The sequence below is a fragment of the Burkholderia sp. M6-3 genome, from assembly GCF_050858985.1.
Taxonomy (GTDB): domain Bacteria; phylum Pseudomonadota; class Gammaproteobacteria; order Burkholderiales; family Burkholderiaceae; genus Paraburkholderia; species Paraburkholderia caledonica.
Genome location: NZ_CP110091.1, coordinates 2583192 through 2601632, shown reverse-complemented (window position 1 = coordinate 2601632; position 18441 = coordinate 2583192). Strand labels below are relative to the sequence as shown.

At 60.8% G+C, this 18441-nt stretch carries 15 protein-coding genes and 1 pseudogene; 7 read left to right on the top strand and 9 right to left on the bottom strand.

The annotated features are described in order from the left end of the window. Positions 1 to 43: 43 nt before the first annotated feature. Both OH764_RS29230 and OH764_RS29225 read right to left on the bottom strand, forming a co-directional pair. Positions 44 to 1183 carry an alkene reductase gene (locus OH764_RS29230; RefSeq protein ID WP_498849551.1) on the bottom strand — a complete coding sequence of 380 codons (1140 nt, stop codon included), beginning with the start codon at positions 1181 to 1183 and terminating at the stop codon, positions 44 to 46. 271 nt (positions 1184 to 1454) lie between these two features. Beyond that, entirely contained in the window at positions 1455 to 2498 is a 1044-nt protein-coding gene (locus OH764_RS29225; protein ID WP_498849550.1) for an SDR family oxidoreductase, read from the bottom strand. Between the two features lie 125 nt (positions 2499 to 2623). On the opposite strand from OH764_RS29225, the gene OH764_RS29220 reads away from it, so the two are divergent. Together OH764_RS29220 and OH764_RS29215 are read left to right on the top strand one after the other, a co-directional pair. Further along, entirely contained in the window at positions 2624 to 2857 is a 234-nt protein-coding gene (locus OH764_RS29220) for a hypothetical protein (RefSeq protein WP_498849549.1), read from the top strand. Next, positions 2833 to 2997, top strand: a complete 165-nt coding sequence (locus OH764_RS29215) for a hypothetical protein (RefSeq protein ID WP_498849548.1) — start codon at positions 2833 to 2835, stop codon at positions 2995 to 2997. The genes OH764_RS29220 and OH764_RS29215 overlap by 25 nt, the downstream gene beginning before the upstream one ends. Positions 2998 to 3058: 61 nt before the next feature. Here OH764_RS29215 and OH764_RS29210 read toward each other — a convergent pair whose 3' ends face one another. The 3 genes and pseudogenes from OH764_RS29210 to OH764_RS29200 form a co-directional block, all read right to left on the bottom strand. Then, positions 3059 to 3748: an LLM class oxidoreductase gene (locus OH764_RS29210; RefSeq protein WP_498849547.1), complete on the bottom strand. Its 690-nt coding sequence runs from the start codon at positions 3746 to 3748 to the stop codon at positions 3059 to 3061. A gap of 417 nt (positions 3749 to 4165) precedes the next feature. Continuing rightward, positions 4166 to 4749 (bottom strand): annotated as a pseudogene (locus OH764_RS29205) (DDE-type integrase/transposase/recombinase). A 561-nt stretch (positions 4750 to 5310) separates the two neighbouring features. After that, a complete protein-coding gene (locus OH764_RS29200) occupies positions 5311 to 6135 on the bottom strand; it encodes an IclR family transcriptional regulator (RefSeq protein WP_498849546.1) in 825 nt (274 codons plus the stop codon). A 152-nt stretch (positions 6136 to 6287) separates the two neighbouring features. Between OH764_RS29200 and OH764_RS29195 the strand changes: the two genes are divergently transcribed. The 4 genes from OH764_RS29195 to OH764_RS29180 are packed head-to-tail and all read left to right on the top strand — an operon-like array spanning position 6288 to position 9782. Then, positions 6288 to 7052, top strand: coding sequence for a substrate-binding periplasmic protein (locus OH764_RS29195; protein WP_128584781.1), 765 nt, complete (start codon positions 6288 to 6290; stop codon positions 7050 to 7052). Between the two features lie 29 nt (positions 7053 to 7081). Beyond that, positions 7082 to 7738, top strand: coding sequence for an amino acid ABC transporter permease (locus tag OH764_RS29190; RefSeq protein WP_498849545.1), 657 nt, complete (start codon positions 7082 to 7084; stop codon positions 7736 to 7738). Continuing rightward, entirely contained in the window at positions 7735 to 8493 is a 759-nt protein-coding gene (locus OH764_RS29185; RefSeq protein ID WP_498849544.1) for an amino acid ABC transporter ATP-binding protein, read from the top strand. The genes OH764_RS29190 and OH764_RS29185 overlap by 4 nt, the downstream gene beginning before the upstream one ends. Further along, on the top strand, positions 8490 to 9782 hold the full coding sequence (locus OH764_RS29180; protein ID WP_498849543.1) for an NAD(P)/FAD-dependent oxidoreductase: 1293 nt from the start codon (positions 8490 to 8492) through the stop codon (positions 9780 to 9782). Before OH764_RS29185 ends, OH764_RS29180 begins: the two co-directional genes overlap by 4 nt. A 56-nt stretch (positions 9783 to 9838) precedes the next feature. Here OH764_RS29180 and dsdA read toward each other — a convergent pair whose 3' ends face one another. The 4 genes from dsdA to OH764_RS29160 all read right to left on the bottom strand — a co-directional run bounded on the left by dsdA (position 9839) and on the right by OH764_RS29160 (position 15064). Further along, positions 9839 to 11200 carry a D-serine dehydratase gene (gene dsdA / locus OH764_RS29175; protein WP_498849542.1) on the bottom strand — a complete coding sequence of 454 codons (1362 nt, stop codon included), beginning with the start codon at positions 11198 to 11200 and terminating at the stop codon, positions 9839 to 9841. 6 nt (positions 11201 to 11206) lie between these two features. Beyond that, positions 11207 to 12748 carry an amidase gene (locus OH764_RS29170; RefSeq protein ID WP_498849541.1) on the bottom strand — a complete coding sequence of 514 codons (1542 nt, stop codon included), beginning with the start codon at positions 12746 to 12748 and terminating at the stop codon, positions 11207 to 11209. An 89-nt stretch (positions 12749 to 12837) separates the two neighbouring features. After that, on the bottom strand, positions 12838 to 13764 hold the full coding sequence (locus OH764_RS29165) for a LysR family transcriptional regulator (RefSeq protein ID WP_498849540.1): 927 nt from the start codon (positions 13762 to 13764) through the stop codon (positions 12838 to 12840). 61 nt (positions 13765 to 13825) lie between these two features. Continuing rightward, the gene (locus tag OH764_RS29160) at positions 13826 to 15064 is read right to left on the bottom strand and encodes an MFS transporter (RefSeq protein ID WP_498849539.1); all 1239 of its coding nucleotides are present in this window, start codon (positions 15062 to 15064) and stop codon (positions 13826 to 13828) included. Positions 15065 to 15393: 329 nt separating this feature from the next. Here OH764_RS29160 and OH764_RS29155 point away from each other — a divergent pair, with 329 nt between their 5' ends. Next, complete coding sequence (locus tag OH764_RS29155; RefSeq protein ID WP_498849538.1) at positions 15394 to 18339, top strand: bifunctional diguanylate cyclase/phosphodiesterase; 2946 nt, start codon at positions 15394 to 15396, stop codon at positions 18337 to 18339. Positions 18340 to 18441 lie beyond the last annotated feature (102 nt).

Here is an 18441-nt window from a genome sequence, read left to right as displayed (position 1 = left end):
CGCGAATCGATACTCACGAACGCATCCGGGGCCGCGAGACGGTTCAGGCGTTTTCAGCTTCGTCTTCGGTTGTACGCGTTTCCAGCGCTTGCGACTCTTCATGCGTGAGGAAATCGGAATACGCTTTTTCCGAGCCGCCCCAGAATGCCGCGCGCACATACGGTGTGAGCGGAAGATCGTGCTTCAAGCGATACGGCAGATCCGGATTCGACGAAAAGTGGCGGCCGAATGCCACGAGATCGGCATCGCCCGATTCGACGATCGCGATGGCGCTCTCGCGATCGAATCCGCCCGCAGCGATAATCGGCCCGGAGAAGTGCTCGCGCAGATACTTCGTCGCGACGGGCGCGTGATCGTGGTGCAGCGTGTCGTCGCCCTTGACGCGCGGTTCGATTACATGCAGATACGCGATCTTGTACGAATCGAGCACGCTCGCGACGTAGCTGAACGTGGCTTCGGGATCGCTGTCGGAGATACCGCCCCATTCTCCCGAAGGTGAGATGCGCACGCCGACGCGGTCCGCGCCCCAGACGGAGATCAGCGCTTCGAGCGTCTCGCGCAGAAAGCGCACGCGATTCTGGATCGGGCCGCCATAGGAGTCGCTGCGCTGGTTGGTGCCGTCCTGGATGAACTGATCGACGAGATAGCCGTTTGCCGCGTGCAGTTCGACGCCGTCGAATCCGGCGTCCTTCGCACGCTGCGCGGCGGCGCGGAAGTCCTCGACGATGCCGGGAATCTCATCGATACCGAGCGCGCGATGCGGCGAGGCGGGCACGAAGCCATCCTTCGTGACAGCGACACCATCGAACGGCACGACGGAAGGCGCAACGGGATCGACGCCCCCCGTCATTTCGACGTGGCTCTGCCGGCCCCCGTGGATCAGTTGGAGGAATACCCGGCCGCCTTTCGCGTGCACGGCCTTCGTGATGGCTTGCCAGCCTTCCATCTGACCGTCGTGGTAGATGCTTGCGGCGCCGAGATAGGAACGCGCCTGCACTGACACGCTTGCCGCTTCCACGATTTCCAGACCGCCGTCCGATGCCCGCTGGCCGTAGAAATCGGCCATCATCGCGCTCGGGACATCGCCGGGCTGGGTGGTGCGCAGACGGGTCATCGGCGCGAGCGTCACGCGATGTGAAAGTGTATATGCACCGACTTGTACAGGGTTGAACAGCTTCGCCATGATCTTTCCCTAAGTGAGCCAGAGCGCCGGGGGATCCGGCGCTCTCTCGCGATTGCGTTGAGTTGCAATGTAGCCATTCGCAACCGCTGCGGGAACTGGCGGAAAGGAATATGGCTCATTCCAGATCGGGATGGATGCGAGGACGCGCTCGTGCTTTCAGCCGTTCAACGTCGCAGCCGGGACTACGCAATCGGCTGGTTCAATTCGGAAACCGGTCACTCGACCTTCGGTCGCCGAATTTTATATGACGGCCTTAGCGCGACAGAACCCTTCAGGGAATGTAACGTTGCTCCCTGAGTTCGGTCAGCATCTCGATATACATCTCCTCTGAATCGATGCAATCATGGAAGCCATGTTTGCGCGCCTTTATCGTGCTAGTGATGTTGTCGAAGGTCGTTTTGAAAATCATGTCGCCAAACTTCCACGACACGATTTGCTCGTACGGGTAGTCTCGAAGGTTGTGCTTCTCGACCAGACTGTTCCACAGCTCTGCCTTGTCGGCCATCATCTGTTGTAACAACATGGGAAACGGCTCACCGGCCGACACATCGAAAAACTCCGCCAGGCGCGGCCAGACGCGAGACCATCTGAAGTAATCGCCATTCGTGATGTTGTAGATCTCGCCTCGGCATGCGTCGGTCTCGCCCGCCCAATCGACAGCGCTCGCGAGAATTCGAGTATCGGTAATCTGGTAGAGCGCGTAGTAAGCGGCGCGGGGGCCGGGGAAAGACATCGGAACGCCCAGGGCCTTCGCTAGCGTTCCATAAACGGCAATCACCATCAGCAGATTCATGGGATTGCCCACGGCAACCCCTGCAACACCCTCGGGACGCAATGCAGTCCAAGACCATGATTTGCCGACTGAACGTTCCCGAAGGAAATCCTCCTGGTCGTAATAGAAGTTCGGTGGCATATGGCGCGGATCGCTCTCCTTCGCGGGCGACGGAATCGGGCCAATATGCACGCCGTATGCCTTGCCTCCCTGCATCAGCGTGACGTGCTGGAGGTTCGGCGCGTGCTTCTCCATAACCTCAACTATGTTCTTCAGCATCCGCAGGTTCACCTCGACCAGTTCCGCAGGCGTCGGCTTCTCCTGGTAGGCTGCGAACACGAGATGCGTCGCTTCCGGTACTTGTGCAAGCAGCGCCTCGCAGGACTCTCTGTCCAGCAGGTCGACCGCCAAATGCCTGGCGCGCGTCGAGAAATCAGGTGCGCGTCGGGAAACGGCGACCAGGCCGACGCCTCTGGGTTCATAGTGTGCGAGTACTCCGCGTCCGATAACTCCGACCGCGCCTGCTACGACCACTGTTTTCATGTTCGTCTGCTCTCCAGAGATTCGTAAATTGAATGTTCAGCCAATCGCGACTTCAGGTCTGCTAGTTCCTGGCCTCGCGAAGCGACATCGCTTTAATCTGTAATCCCCTATGTGATCGAAGCTCGTTGCAGAACTACGGCGCCCGGATCAACAACCACTGGCGTCCCATAAGCGGGCCCGTCAAGCGTTCCCCGCTGGCCCTGCTGGACGCCGCGACGCCGCGACGCTCGACCCCGATGACCTGCTGCACACCGACGAGGTCTACCCGGATCGTATCGGTGAGATCTACCAGCTGGCCTGCAATCCGCATCAGCGCTGCTACTATTCTGCGGACATGCGCCGTGACGAAGCCTTGCTGATCAAGGGGTACGATGCGCCACGACGGCGGTGCCCGCCTCACCCTCCATACCGCCCCTTCCAGGCTCCCCTGCGCCGCCGGGAGCTGCGCCGCGCGAGAGTATCGCGGTCCGCATCCTGGCCTTCTTCGGTCAGGTCTTGAGCACCTGAGCGTGGGCTTCCCCGTGCGGTGCTTTCCAGCACCATGCCCGCTCATGTCGACATCACGAAGTCAGGTAGAACGAACTGACCGAGTTCCTCAATGTGATCCAGCCATGACTGTAGCGGGCGATCCACTCAAGTGTCTGGCGGCTATGGCCGGTGACGAAGAAAGGAATTTCCGCCGTGGTCGGCTTGGGAATCAGGTCTGCCCCCTCAAGTCTGCCGCCGGGCCAGGTCAAAGGCACGAAACTGGTGAGCTGAACCTCGCGAAACACCTTGAGGTATTCGCGGAACAGGCTGCCGCGTTGCTCCGGGTCGACACCGAATGCTGGGAACTCTACTGGACGGTCACCGGAAGCCACGCCGAGCAGCAGGCGGCCACCACTGAGTTGATCGACACTGGTTGCGGCCTTGGCTGTGTGTAGGGGATTGCGGATTGGCAGGATGACCGACGCGGTACCCAGCGCAATCGAGCGAGTGTGTGCCGTCATAAAACCCAGGTAGACCCAAGGATCGAAGATCTGGCCCGAATCACCGAAGCTGGGATCGCGTAACGGCACGTCGCGAAACCACAGGGCAGAGAAACCTAGCTTTTCGGCACGTTGGGCCAAGCTCACTTGGTCCAACATACTCGGCGTATCGCCGGTGAAGGCTTCGAGGGGAAAGAAAAGACCCAGGCTCAGGCGGCCTTGGCGGTAGGTGCGCTGAAAGCCAGGTTGTTGCTGATAGGGAATGGAATTCGGAGTAAACATGCTCTGCCTGCATATTTCAAAAAATAGAGTTCTGAGGGGCTGAAAAAACGCCTGCGAGCAGGTATCTAATCAGCGCTTTCAAAGCCACCCGGAACGACTGCGCTCAGTCTTCCTCCGTATCAACGCCCGCCGGGAAAACGGGCCGCCCGATGTTTCCAGGGCAAAACGTTCGGCATCGCATTTGCGCACTTCGTCGGTCGCCGCATCGGCTTCGAGTTCCGACGCCCCAGAGTTAGCACGGCCTGACGGCCGAGCAGCAGGACGGACTCCCAGGTTTCCCCGCACCATGTAGTCGGCGTCGTGTTTGACTAGTTCCAACGCGTGTTCGAGGTCAGAAGCGCGCCCCAGCCATTTCACCTTCGGGCAGTAGCGCCGCGTACTTGCGATGGTTCAGATGCAATAGACGATTTCGGCGAGCTAACGCCACCAGATCAGGACACCTTGTTGAGCAGCGAGGACCAAATTCCAGGCGGTAGGCATGGCGGTATCTTTGAGGTACAGGCAATTCGGGCGAAATTGCCCCTTGCGAATGCGGTGCATCAACTCGATGCCCGCTACGGTGGTGGCCGCGTTCCTGAAACGTTTGAAGCTAGGCATCGCGTTTGTTCTGGACTTTACGTTGCGATGGTCCTGCTTGATCCGGTTGTTGAGACTTTTTGAGCATCGAACCTTCGTGTCCTCAGGCAGCAGGCCTTCGGCTTTCATCTCGCGCACAGCGCGATGCGAGGCCGCGTAGCCACCGGGTGTGACCGTCTTCGAACACTGGCCCTGATGCTTGCGGGCTCACGAAAAAATGCTTTGGCTATCTTTACGTCACGCTTTGCGCGAAGCACGAAATCTGCCGCTTGGGCGGCCCGATCAGCAAGCGCCAGCCCTCGCTCAGCCATGATCTTGACGAGATCGCGCAGGCTGAGCTTGTAGCGCAGATACCAGCGCACACAAAGAATGGTCACGTCACGGTCAAAGTGACGGCCGGCGCACAGCCCGTCCAGACTCTTCAGTGCTCATCGCGGGCTCGCAACTCGTTCAGTCCGACACGCTGACCGATTCGTTGATCGCTATTTGCACCACAACCCTTCGGGCGACGGGATCAAGTCTAGGGGGAGGGGGCCGGCGTTTCTTTCCAGTTTCTGTCAAAACGTGTCGAAATCTTGCTTCATCGCGACTTGTCTGAACTACTGAACCGATAAGAGGGACGGTCTTCGCGGGAGCACTGCACGATGTCGTTCACGACGCTGTCTAGCCGACGCTTCGCGCGCGGTCGCGAGTGAGCAGCATTTCGAAACAACTGCACACGCGCAAGGAAGAAATGACCGTTGGCATAGCGTACCGTCGATGGATGCGTGCGACGCTGGGCCAGAGAAACGGGGCCGGTGAACAGACGTTGTGCACGTTGCGCCGACAGGCGAAAGAACAAAGGACTGGCCGTGCCTACGGCAAAACCACTACGGCTTGATGGCGCGGAGTTGCCTCTGCAGCGTCAGATGTCTTCGAGATGCCAGTTCCGAAAATGCGTCCGTCCTTCACGCGATAAACGTGGAATGCCTCGAAGTGGGCGCGCCTCAGGCAAGCGTCCTGATCGAATTGCTGATACCGCGTGCGCAATCGATTACTGCGGGTGCCAACCGTGCCTCCGCTTCCGCTGGCGTCCACCGGCTCGTCGGCGCGACGACGTGAACCGCACCGACCGGTCGGCGCTCCCCGTCCAGCAAGGGCGCGGCGATCGTCATATCGCCGATGAAGAGTTCCTCGTGGTTCGACGCATAGCCATTACGCCGTCCCAGCGCGAGCCGCGCCTCGATCTCGTCGAGATCCGTGATCGTGTACTGCGTATGCGCGACGCGATCGCTGGCCAGTAGCAGCGTGCGTGACTCGTTATCAGGCAGCGCCGCGAGATACGCCCGTCCCGACGCCGTGCAGTACATCGGAATGCGGCTGCCGATTGGCATATGAATCGGCACGAATTTCGTACACACGAATCGCGCCACGTAGACCATGTCGACGCCATCCGGCTCGGTCAGATTGGTCGTCTCGCCCGTGACATTGGTGAGTTCGGACAGAAACGGATTGGCGACGTCAATTAGCGTGTCGGCGGCCAGGTAGTTGAACCCGATCTGCATCACACGCGGCGCCAGTTGATATCGCCTGGTACGCGGATGCTTTCTCACATAGCCGAGCTTTTCCAGCGTGTAGATCATGCGCTGCGCGGAGCTTTTGGTGATAGCCGTCGCCTCCGCGACTTCGGGCAACGTCATTGACCTTCGCTGTGCGGTGAACGCGCGGAGCACAGCGATTCCCTTCTCCAGCGACTGATTGAACAGTGCGTCCGGCGTTTCTTCGGGCTGTGGGGGCGCTTCCGTATCAGCGCCGACGTTCTTGCGGGTCATGGAATCACCTAATTGTTTCCGGCTGTAACGACTTTATCATATCGCATATCGATACGGAAAGTACCAGCAACGATATTTTTGATTCGAATACCATGTTTTACCTAATGGCCATCGATCCTTTGATCGGCCGTCGTCAACTCGAGGAGAGACTAATGTTCCAGTTCGCCAAACGCTTCGCCGGTGTCTTTGCAACGGGTTTGCTGCTCGCCGGTGCGCCGGCTTTGTCGGTAGCCGCCACCACCTACGAGATTGGAGCGACGGCCACCGGTGTGCCGTTCACCTTTCTTGATGTGAAGAGCAATTCGATTCAGGGCCTTCTGGTCGATGCCATTACCGCGACGGGCAAGGCCGCGGGCTTCGACGTGAAAATCGAGCAAACCACGTTCTCCTCTCTGATTCCGTCATTGACCACGAAGAAGATCGACATCATTTCGGCGGCCATGCTGAAGACGCCGGCGCGCGAGCAGGTCGTCGATTTCTCCGACACTGTGTACTCCTATGGCGAAGGCCTGATCGTGCGCGCCGACAACAAAGCCCAGTACACGTCAATGGACGACCTCAAGGGCGAGGTCGTAGGCGCCCAGGTCGGCACCGCGTTCGTCGACGCGTTGAACAAGAAAGGCATCTTTAAGGAGGTCCGTACCTACGATTCAGTCGCCGACATCATGCGCGACGTCGCGCTCGGCCGCATCAAGGCGGGCTTCGGCGACCATCCGATCATTGCGTATCAGCTTCAACACAATCCGAATCCGCAATTGCGCCTCGTCAGCGGATATCAACCGTCGGTGAAAGGACAATTGTGTTTCGTCGTGCGCAAGGGCGACACGGCCACGCTGGAGCAGTTGAATGCCGGCATCAAGAAGATCAAGGCGGACGGCACGCTGACGCAGATCGTCAAGAAGTGGCAGGTGGAATGACGCCGTCTTCAGAGTAAGGACTGTCCGCCATGTTCTTTCAGAACGCCGTCGAATTCTTGCCGATCCTGCTGAAAGGCGCGGTCGTCACGATCGAGATCACTTTTTGCTCGTTCATTCTGAGCACCGCGCTCGGCCTGGTGCTCGCGCTGATGCGCGTGTCCGACAACCGCATCGTGTCGAACGCCGCAGCCACTTTTATCAACGTGATTCGCGGACTGCCGATCATCGTTCAGCTGTTTTATATCTACTTCGTGCTGCCCGATCTCGGCGTTCAGTTGTCGGCGTTCCAGGCCGGTTTCATCGGACTTGGCATCGCATACTCGGTGTATCAGGCGGAGAACTTCCGCGCTGGCATCCAGGCGATCGATCACGGGCAGATCGAAGCAGCACAGTCCATCGGCATGCGCGGCGCGATGATCATGCGGCGCGTGGTGCTGCCGCAAGCGTTCAGGATCGCACTGCCGCCATACGGCAATACGCTCGTCATGATGCTCAAGGACTCGTCGCTCGCCTCGACGATCACCGTCGCGGAAATGACGCGCGCCGGGCAGCTCATCGCGTCATCGACGTTTCAGAACATGACGGTATTCACGCTGGTCGCGATGCTTTATCTGGGACTCAGCCTTCCGCTCGTCTTTGGATTGCGGCGGCTCGAACGCCGCCTCGGACAGAAGGGAAAACGATGATCAAGGTCGACTCGATTCACAAGCGATTTGACGATCAGCACGTGCTGAAGGGCGTCAGCCTGAACGTCGAACGCGGGCAGGTCGTGTGTCTGATCGGTCCATCGGGCTCGGGCAAATCCACGCTTTTGCGCTGCATCAACGGACTGGAGCGCCATGACGCCGGCGCGATCACCGTCGAGGGCTGCGCCGTCGACGCGGGTTCGAAACAGATCCACGAACTTCGTGCGCAGGTCGGCATGGTGTTCCAGCGCTTCAATCTGTTTCCACATCGAACCGCGCTGGAAAACGTGTTTGAAGGTCCCATGTTCGTCAAGAAGGAAGTGCGTGCACGGGCACGCGAGCGGGCGCGGCGGCTGCTCGACAAGGTCGGTCTCGCGCACCGCATGAACGCTTACCCGGCCGAAATGTCGGGCGGGCAGCAACAGCGTGTGGCGATTGCCCGCGCACTCGCCATGGAACCAAAAGCGATCCTCTTCGACGAGCCTACCTCGGCACTTGACCCGGAACTGGTCGGCGAAGTGCTGGGCGTCATGCGCCAGCTTGCCGACGACGGCATGACCATGATCGTCGTCACTCATGAAATGGGCTTTGCGCGCGAAGTGGCCGACCGTGTGTGTTTTCTTCACGACGGCACGATCCATGAGGAAGGGTCCGCCGCCGATCTGTTCGAACGTCCGCGTAATCCTCGCACACGCGAGTTTCTCGGCAAGATGCCCGCGCTTACCGAAGCACCCCGGATTTCAATACCATCATGAGCCTGGTTGAAGTTGCAAAGCCGTTGCCTCCCTCTCTCTGGGCGGCAACGGCGGAACCCGCCGTCGATACGCCGCGGCTCGACGGTTCCGTCACGGTGGACGTTGCGATCGTCGGCGCCGGTTACACGGGTTTGTCGACGGCCTTGCATCTGGCGGAACAGGGCATACGAGTCTGTGTGATCGACGCCAACGAGCCCGGCTGGGGGGCCTCCGGCCGTAACGGCGGTCAGGTGATTCCTGGTCTGAAATATGATCCCGATGAACTCCTTCGACGCTACGGCCCACACGATGGTGATGCACTGGTGCGAATGGCCGGCGGCGCCGCAGATTCGGTTTTCGACCTGATCGAGCGCCACGGCATTCGGTGCAATGCGACGCGCGCCGGCTGGATTCAGCCCACCCATTCGAGCAAGCTGCTCGGCATGCTTCACGCCCGGGCGCGGCAGTGGGAATCGCGCGGCGCGCCCGTTGAACTGCTCGACCGTACGCAGATATCGAGGCGGCTCGGCACAGACGCATTCGTTGGCGGATGGGTCGACGGCCGCGCGGGCAGCGTGCATCCGTTGAGCTACGCGCGCGGCCTCGCGCGTGCGGCGCAAACCGCAGGCGCGGCGATCCACAGCGGAACCCGTGCCGCGAGCATCGAGCGCGGCCCGAAAGGATGGCGAATCATTTCGGCGCATGGTTCGCACGTCGATTCGAGGCAGGTCCTGCTGGCAACCAATGGTTATACCGATGGCCTTTGGCCGCGCCTCGCCCAATCAGTGATCGCAGCGAATAGCTTCATCGTCGCAACGAGGCCGCTGCCCAAAGACGTTGGCGCAACGATTCTGCCCGGTGGCGAAGTGGCTTCCGATTCACGACGACTGTTGCTCTACTTTCGCAAGGATGCGGATGGGCGTCTGCTGATGGGCGGCCGAGGACCCTTTCGCGAGCCTCGCAGCGCCGCAGATTGGGTGCATCTTGAGCGTGCCGCCCAGTTGATGTTTCCACAGCTGAAAGACATCGAATACGAATACCGATGGGCTGGTCGCATCGCTATCACACGCAATTTTTTGCCGCATGTGCACGTGCCGGCAGAAGGCATGACTATCGCGCTTGGTTACAACGGACGCGGCATTGCGATGGCGACGACGCTGGGAAAGCACTTGGCCGCTCTAATCGGCGGGACGACACGCGGCTTACCGCTTCCACCGACGTCGATCGAGCCAGTTCCGTTTCACGCGTTGCAGCGGTTCTATATCAGTGCGGGAGTGGCGTGGTACGGACTGCTTGACGCGCTGTCATGACGACGACGCCATGATCAGATGGAGGTGGCGGCGCCGGAAACCGGGCCGCCAGATGTCTACGCGCCGTGCAACGCGGCGCGTCCGGTTTGCAGATAAGCCGACATCTCTGCCTCCGGCACCATGCCGCCGCCCGTCGCCCAGATGACGTGCGTCGCGTTGCACATGGCTGCGTCGTCGAGAGCCATGCGCGCGCGATAGCCTTGAGCTTCTTTCGATACCCTCGCGAAACCCGGCGCGCCCGCAAGCGCGGACGGCTCCAGACGAATGGCCTGTGTGTCCGCCATCAGTGCGAGAAGGGCGTACAGCTCGCGGTCGTCGATCGTGTAGTAGCCGTCGATCATCCGCTGCATCGTGCGGCCGACGAAGCCCGACGGGCGACCAACCGCGAGGCCGTCGGCCGCCGTCAGGTTGTCGATACCGAAGTCTTGTACCGCGAGCTTCTCGTGCAAACCGGTGAGCACGCCCATCAACATGCATGGCGAGTGCGTCGGCTCCGCGAAGACGCAATGCACCGCATCGCCGAATGCGAGCTTGAGACCGAACGCCACGCCGCCTGGACCGCCGCCGACGCCGCATGGCAAATAGACGAAAAGCGGATGCTCAGCGTCGACAGGCACGTTCGCGAGATCGAGCTGGCGTTTGAGGCGTTCGCCCGCGACGGCGTAACCCAGAAACAGCGTGGTCGAATTTTCATCGTCGACGAAGTGGCACAGCGGATCGTTCGACGCCAGACGCCGGCCGCTCTCGATCGCTTCGCCGTAATCGCCCGCATATTCGATGACCGTTACGCCGTGCGCACGCAGACGGTCTTTCTTCCATTGACGTGCGTCGGCGGACATGTGCACGGTAGTTGCGAAGCCGAGCGTCGCGCTCGCGATGCCGATCGACATGCCCAGGTTACCCGTCGATCCTACCGCGATGCTGTGCTTGCGAAAAAGCGCGCGGCACGCGTCGGTGGCGAGCATGCGGTAATCGTCGCCTACATTCAACAGGCCGTGGCGTATCGCGAGTTGCTCAGCATGAAAGAGCACTTCGTAGATGCCGCCGCGCGCCTTGATCGAACCGGAAACCGGCAGATGACTATCCTGCTTGAGTAGCAGGCGACGAGGTGCGTCGACGTCGTAGCGCCTGCTCAATGCGTCCGCGAACAAGGGCACCTCGGTCAACGGCGATTCGATGATGCCGCCGGCTTCGCGCACATCGTCGAAGGTTTGCGCGAGCAGCGGCGCGAATCGTTGCAGGCGTGCGCTCGCATCGGCGACATCGGATGCATCGAGCGGAATGTCGTCAATCGCATCGACTAGCGGCGCGACCGCCGGGTTGAACCATTCGACGGGCTGAAGCTCCATGAGCGGTCGCAAGAGCGGATAGTCGCGAAGCCAGGCGTCGAGCGGCTTGCCATAAATGAAATCGATCATGTTCGGTCAGACGGCGGACGTTGACGAGGAAGCGGAACTGTTCGAAGGAGCCACGGCATCGAACACGGGTGGATGCGTGACGATGGACCTGAGATCGACGTCGGACGTGCGCAGCTTCGCGGCATCCGGGATCGGACGGCGCGTTTCATCGGACGACGCGAAGAGCGTTTCAAATGCGCGCGCTGCATCGAGCAATGCGAGATCGCCGCGGAACGCACCAATCATCTGAAGCCCGAACGGCATGCCGCGATGATCGACGCCGCATGGCAACGACAAGGCCGGGTTTGTCGCGAGCGTCACCACATAAGTCAACGCGAGCCAACGATAGTAGTTTTCCAGTTCGACGCCGTTCACGTACTTCAGATACGGCTGCGTCCAGGGGAACGGAGACACGGGCGTGGTTGGCGACAGAATCAGATCGTAGCGATCGAACAGCGTCTGGAAGTGGCGGAACAGGCGGGTTTGATCGGCGTGCGCGCGCACGCAATCGGCGAGTCCCATGCCGATACCCATTTCGTAATTCGCGCGTGGATTCGGCCCGAGCAGTTCAGGATTGGTTTCGTACGCCTTTTGCAGGCCCGCGACGAAAGCTTCCGCGCGTAGCACGTCGAAGCAGCGGTGCGCGCCTTCGAAATCGACTTCGACCGGCTCGCAAACGGCGACATGGCCGCGCAGGAATTCGATCTTGCGGCGGAACACGGCGCGGATCTCGTCATCGACTTCACAGACGCCAAAGTCTTCGGTGTAGCCGATACGCAGCTTCGACAAGTCGGTGAGCGCGCGGCCGTCCATCGTGGGCGCCATCGTGAACGGGTAGCCGAGCGGATCGCTGTCCGATTGCCCGACCGTCGCCGCGAGTTGCAGCCACGTGTCTTCGACGTTGCGTCCCATCGGCCCGACGACAGCAATCGGTGTCCAGCCCAGCGGCTTGCGGTCGCTCGGCACGAGTCCCGGCGATGTGCGCAATCCGACCACACCGCACTTCGCCGCGGGAATGCGCAACGAGCCGCCCGTGTCGGATCCGCTTGCAAGCGGCACCATGTCGAGTGCAAGCGCAGCCGCCGATCCGCCAGACGATCCGCCAGCGTTCAGGCGCGGATCGAACGGGTTGCCCGTTGCGCCCCAAACGGGATTGAAGCTGTTGGCGCCAGCGCCCAACTCGGGCACATTCGTCTTGCCGACGACGATCGCGCCCGCCGCGCGCAAACGCCGTACGAGCGTGTTGTCGCGTGCGGGCACGTTCGCGCGATAAAGCGGCGAGCCGTACGTCGTCAGAATGCCTTCGGTCTCTTCGAGATCCTTGATGGCGATCGGCAGGCCGTGCAGCGGCGCCAGCGCGGCGCTACGCGCGAACGCGGCATCGGCGGCACGCGCTTCGAGGCGAGCGCGCTCGAAGCTCGTGGCGGTGATCGCGTTCACATACGGATTGAGCGCTTCTATGCGCGCAATGCAGGCATCGAGCAATTCAACGGCGGAGATTTCGCGCGCCTGCAAGAGCATACGCAGCGCGACGGCGCTATGACGCGTGAGTTCGTGACGGTCGGTCATCGAGCGATCCTTTGGCAATGATACAAAGAGTGCGCTCAATGTAGACGACGAGAAATTGAGCGGCTAGTGATGTTTATCGAACGCTGACTTCACTTTTGGACAACGCTCGCCGGCGGCGTTAGTTCATCGCTCAAGCGCTCGACGAACGACTGCAGAAGCGGCGGCAATTCGCGCCGCGCGAGCGTTTGTATTTCGATGGCGCGTTCGCTCGTCGCGAACTCGGGCACAGGCAACGCGACCAGTTCCCCGGTCGCGAGACGCGGACGCACGAAGAGTTCGCCGCTGAACGTGACCGCGTCGCTTTCGAGCGTGAAGCCGAGCAGCGTTTCTAGCGTCGCGCTGCTCAGCACGCTCTTGCAAGCTACGCCTTCGCGGCTGCAATAGATATCGATGAGCGTATGCAGCGTCGAATGAGCGCCGGGCAACGCGAGCGGATAGGCAAGCAATTCGCGAAACGAAACCTGCGCCGATGACGCGAGCGGATGCGACGCCGCAACGATCGCGAACATGGGTGACGGCGCTGAGAACGCGACATGAATGTCCTTCGCGGGACCGAAGCTGAAGGTCAGGCCGACATCGGCTCCGGCTTCGCGGACACGCTGGGTGACGCCCGCGGCGGTATCCACCACGACTTCGAACGATGCGGGCGCGACGGTGCGGCGGAAATCGGCCATTGCGCGCGGCAGGAACGCGGCCGCGAAACCTTCGGTGCATGCGATGCGAATTCTGCGGGCCGCCTCGCCGCGAAGCGCGTCGATTTCGAGCGAAATCTGTTCGGCGTCCAGTTGCGAGCGCCGCGCATAGGCTGCGAGCATTTCTCCTGCTTTGCTCGGCACCATGCCGCGCGATTGCCGCACGAAGAGCGGCATGCCGAGTTCGCCTTCGAGCCGCGTGATCTGCCGGCTCACCGCCGACGGCACGACGTTCAGCCGATGCGCGGCGTCGGCGATGGACCCGGTATTGACGACTTCGAGAAAGTAACGGACAGCGGCTTCCTGAAGAATGCGGGCGTTCATGCTGGATCGATGTAGTGACGCGTAGTTCGCATCATAGCGCCCGCGCACTGCGATCATGCAATCAGGCTTCTTCAGCGGTTCCCAGACGGCGCGCATCGTGTTCGCTTGCGAGTCCAATCGACATGCTCGTGACCGCCGCGAGCGCCGTCGCCGCGATCAGGAAGCCGAACACGGCGTTGTAGTTGCCCGTCATGGACACGAGCAGCCCAATGACAGCCGGCGCGACGAAACCCGCCACCTGGCCGCCGAAGTTCACCATGCCTGCGCCCGTGCCGATCAACTTCTGCGGGAGAAACTTCGTGGGCAGCGCGAAGACACCCGCGAATACGAAAGACTTGAAGAAATACACGATCGATTGATATGCGATCACGCCCGTCACGGTTTCAGCCGTATACATTTCGTAGAGGAAGAAGCCGGAGATCACGCAGCACGCGGCCATCAGCCATTTCTCTCGGCCATCGAACCAGCGTGTGAGGATCCAGCCTCCGAGCGCCGTCGAGATGCTCGCGGCGACGAAGGGCAGCGGCGTCAACATGCCGACCGCTTTCAGGTCGAGATGACGCTCGGTCAGCAGATACGCGGGCATCCATGCATCCAGACCTTTGTTGACGATGCCCATGCCGAACCACGTGAGCAGGATCTTCCACATCAGCGGCATCTTGAGGAGCGCGCGCGTCGCCGCACCGTCGATGCGGGTGGCACGGCCCGACGCATCGCGCTTCTGATGCGTGTCCTTGACGGCGAACAGGTAGAACAGCGCGAACGCGACGCCGGCAATGCCTGCCACGACGAACGCGTGACGCCAGCCCAGGTACAGAATGAGAGGCGCGATCGCAAGCGGAGCAATAAAGCTGCCCACGTAGTTCGACGACATCAGCAATGCAGACATTTTCGGGCGATCGGCACGCGCGCACGATTCGGTGACGCCCTTCACGGCGGCGCCGGGATAACCGCCTTCGCCGAGACCAAAGATAAAGCGGATCGCGATCAGCGAGGCCAGCGACCATGCAAGACCCGTCATGAGCGTGAACAGGGACCAGAATGCCACCGATACGACGATGACCTTTTTGCTGCCCCAGCGATCCGCGATCCAGCCGCCGGGTATCTGCATCGCGGCGTAGCTGATATAGAAGGTGCTCATGACGACGCCGAGCGCCGCCGATCCAACGTTAAATTCCTTGCCGATGGCGACCAGCGACAGCGCAATCGCCGCGCGATCTATGTACGAAATGCAGTAGCCGAGATAGAGCAGCGCGAATACCGCGATACTGGCGCGCCTGCTTTTATTGGGGTCGATCATCGTGAGAGTCTGTCTGAGAGGAAGGATCGGGCCCGCTCCGGCTGTACCGAGCGCTCCCACTGCGACTAGTCGGACTGATGCTAGGCAGCCACAAATGCATGGGCAAGTGACATATTCCGAACGATTGCTTTCCGAAAAATCACGCATCGCGCATTGATCAGGCACGGGAATGACAGCCACCTGAATGGGCCGGAAACGGGTTGGGATAAAGTATCGAGGCTTTGATGCCGTTATCAGATAGCGGGTAGGCAAATTACAAAAGGCACGCGGACCGGGGCCGGTCGCTACCTGAGTTAATGCATGCAGAATGAGAGATGCATGGAGCGTTGATGAATATTGTTTCCGGACACCGACGCGACTGGGGGAAAGGTCAGAGCGATAACCAGACCACCGCTGTCGCAAATCCAGAGGCGGACCTGACTACGTCGGTAGCGACGACAGCGCGGGTCGATACACTGCTTCAAGCGTCCCGCGATCGAATGCGCGGGCGGGACTGGGCATGGTATCGCGCGGGAGACAAGCTGCGCCTTGCGGCATATTCCGGGGCCGAAACGGTCTGGCCCGACGCCCTCGCGAACGACGCGTTAGTCCCATTTTGTGAGTCGCAAGCATTACATTGCTGGCCGACCGGAACCGGCGACAAAGCGCTGGGCTGGCTGCTCGCGCCGCTAAAGGACGCGCACGACGAAGCGCTCGCGGCATTCGCCAACACATTGGGACTGCAACTGCTTGGCGACGCGCTCGTGCGCGCCCAACACACGCAGCGCGCGCTCCACGAAATCGCGTACCTGGCCAGTTCGACCGGCGAGCGCTCAGCGTTCCTGCATGCCGTTCACCAGCAACTGGCCACGATAATCGATGCAGAAAACTTTTATCTCGCGCTGTATGAACCGGAAAGCAGACGTATCACGTATCCGTATTATGTGGATGTAATCGACGTCGAGGCGCTCGAATCCGAAAGCTACGACATGCTCGATCCGGATCGTTTGTCGCTGACCGCACAGGTCCTGACGACCGGACAGCCGTTATTGATCGACGCCGCAGGGATTCAGGAGGCGGAAGCGGCAGGCCGCTTCTTTTGCGTTGGAGATCGCCCCGAATTCTGGATGGGCGCGCCGTTGAAGAACGCATCCGACGAAGTATTCGGCATGCTCGCCATGCAGGTCTATGACGTATCGCGCATATACAGCGCCGACGACCGGGCGCTGTTTCTCGTGGTCGCGCGTCATGTGGCAATGGCGCTCGACCGCATTCTTCACCGGGCGAACCTCGAAAATATCGTAGCGCGCCGGACATCGGAACTCTCGGAGCTGAACGACGCGCTTCGGCAGGAAGTGGCCGAGCGAAAACGCGCGGAACATCTGCAAAGTGCGCTTTTCAGCATCGCGGAGTTGTCGAGCGCGTCGGGGGACATGGTCGAGTTCTTCCGCAGTTTGCATCGCATTCTGGGCGAACTGCTGTATGTGCACAACTTCTATATCGCACTGTATGACGAGGCGACAGCAACGGTTTCTTTCCCCTATTACGTCGATGAACTGGTTGACGAGCAGCCGGCTCCGAGGCGCTACAAACGCGGCTTCACGGAATACGTTATTGCACAGCGTCGACCGTGTCTTTTCAATCGTACCGATGCGGAGCGCCTGATTCGCGACGGCAAGGTAGAGCTCGACCACGACGACCTGAATCTGCGTTCGTGGTTAGGTGTGCCGCTTTTCGAAGCGGGCAAGGTGCGGGGCATGCTCGCGGTGCAGAGCTATTCGACCGACGTACAGTACACGCCCCGTGATCAGGAGTTGCTGACTTTCGTCTCGCGTCACATCGATACGGCATTGTCGCGACGAAGCGCCGCCGATGCACTGTATGCCGCGAACCTCGAACTGGAAGCGCGCGTGCAGGAGCGCACTCGCGAACTGGATAGGGCAAACGCGCAACTGTTGCATGAGAACTTTCACGACTCGTTGACCGGGCTGCCCAATCGCAGTCATCTTCTTGAGCGGCTCGGCGCGGAATGGATCCGGCATCTGGATTCCGGAAGACGGTTGGTCGTGATGTTCCTCGATCTCGACCGCTTCAAGGTAGTCAACGACAGTCTCGGCCATCATTTCGGCGATCAACTGCTGGTGTCGGCGGCGAAACGGCTGCGCGACTGCCTGAGCAGAACCGATATGCTCGCGCGCCTCGGGGGAGACGAGTTTGCGATCCTGTCGCCCGAAGCGTCGCCCGAAGCGTCGCTCGAAGCGGCAGTCACCATTGCCGAGCGGATATTGTCGGTGTTCGACCTGCCGTTTCATATCGACGATCACGTCGTTTTCTCGTCATGCAGCATTGGCATCGTGACCGCCGAGCATGAATTCCACAAGGAACCGGCCGACCTGTTGCGCGACGCCGACACGGCGATGTATCGCGCGAAAAACGGTGGCCGCGACAGTTACGTGGTGTTCAATCAGGAGTTGCGCCACGAGGTCTCGGACCGGATGCGGCGCGAAGGCGCGCTACGAAATGCGCTGAAACGCGACGACGAACTGATCCCGTTCTTCCAGCCGATCATCTGCACGATCACAGGCCGTCTGACCTCGCTTGAAGCATTGGTACGCTGGCGGCAGGAAGACGGCCGCCTGCTCGCGCCGGGAGAATTCCTGCCGGCGATGGAGGGACTGCGGCTGATTGGCCGGCTCGATCTGTACATGCTCAATTGCGTCGCGGCAATTCTCGCGCAGCCCGCGCATGCCGGCTGGCCTCCCGTCCATGTGAACTGTTCGAGCTACAGCATGACGCGCGCCGAGTTCGCCGACGACGTACTCGCGCTGTTGCAGCAGCACGGCGTCGCACCGTCGCGCGTGCGTCTGGAACTGACTGAAGGCGCGTTGATCGCGGAGCCGGAAGTCGCCCGGCAGACGATGCAGCATCTGATCGACAACGGCGTGTCGGTGGTGCTCGACGACTTCGGCACCGGCTTTTCATCACTCAGCTATGTGCATCAGTATCACTTCAGTGCGCTGAAAGTCGACAAATCGTTCATCGTCGGCTTGATGTCGAGTCCACGCACGCGCGCCATCGTCCGGGCAATCGTGCGGATGGCGGAATCGCTGGGTCTGGGTGTGGTGGCCGAAGGTGTCGAAGATGCGGTCGCTCTGGCTGCATTGCGGGACATTGGCGCAACCGAGGCGCAAGGCTACTACATCGGCAGACCCATGCCGCTCGCCGAACTGGCCGAGGCATTGAGCGCGGGCAAGGCGAGGCAATGGCTCGTACCCGTTGAGCAACAGGTCAACTAACCGCGCTGCAATAGAGCGAACCGTGTTGAGCCTTCCCGATCCGTTGCCATGACGCGTGTTGTCACGGCGCACGTCGGCTACAAAAGGGTCATCGCCCGCGGA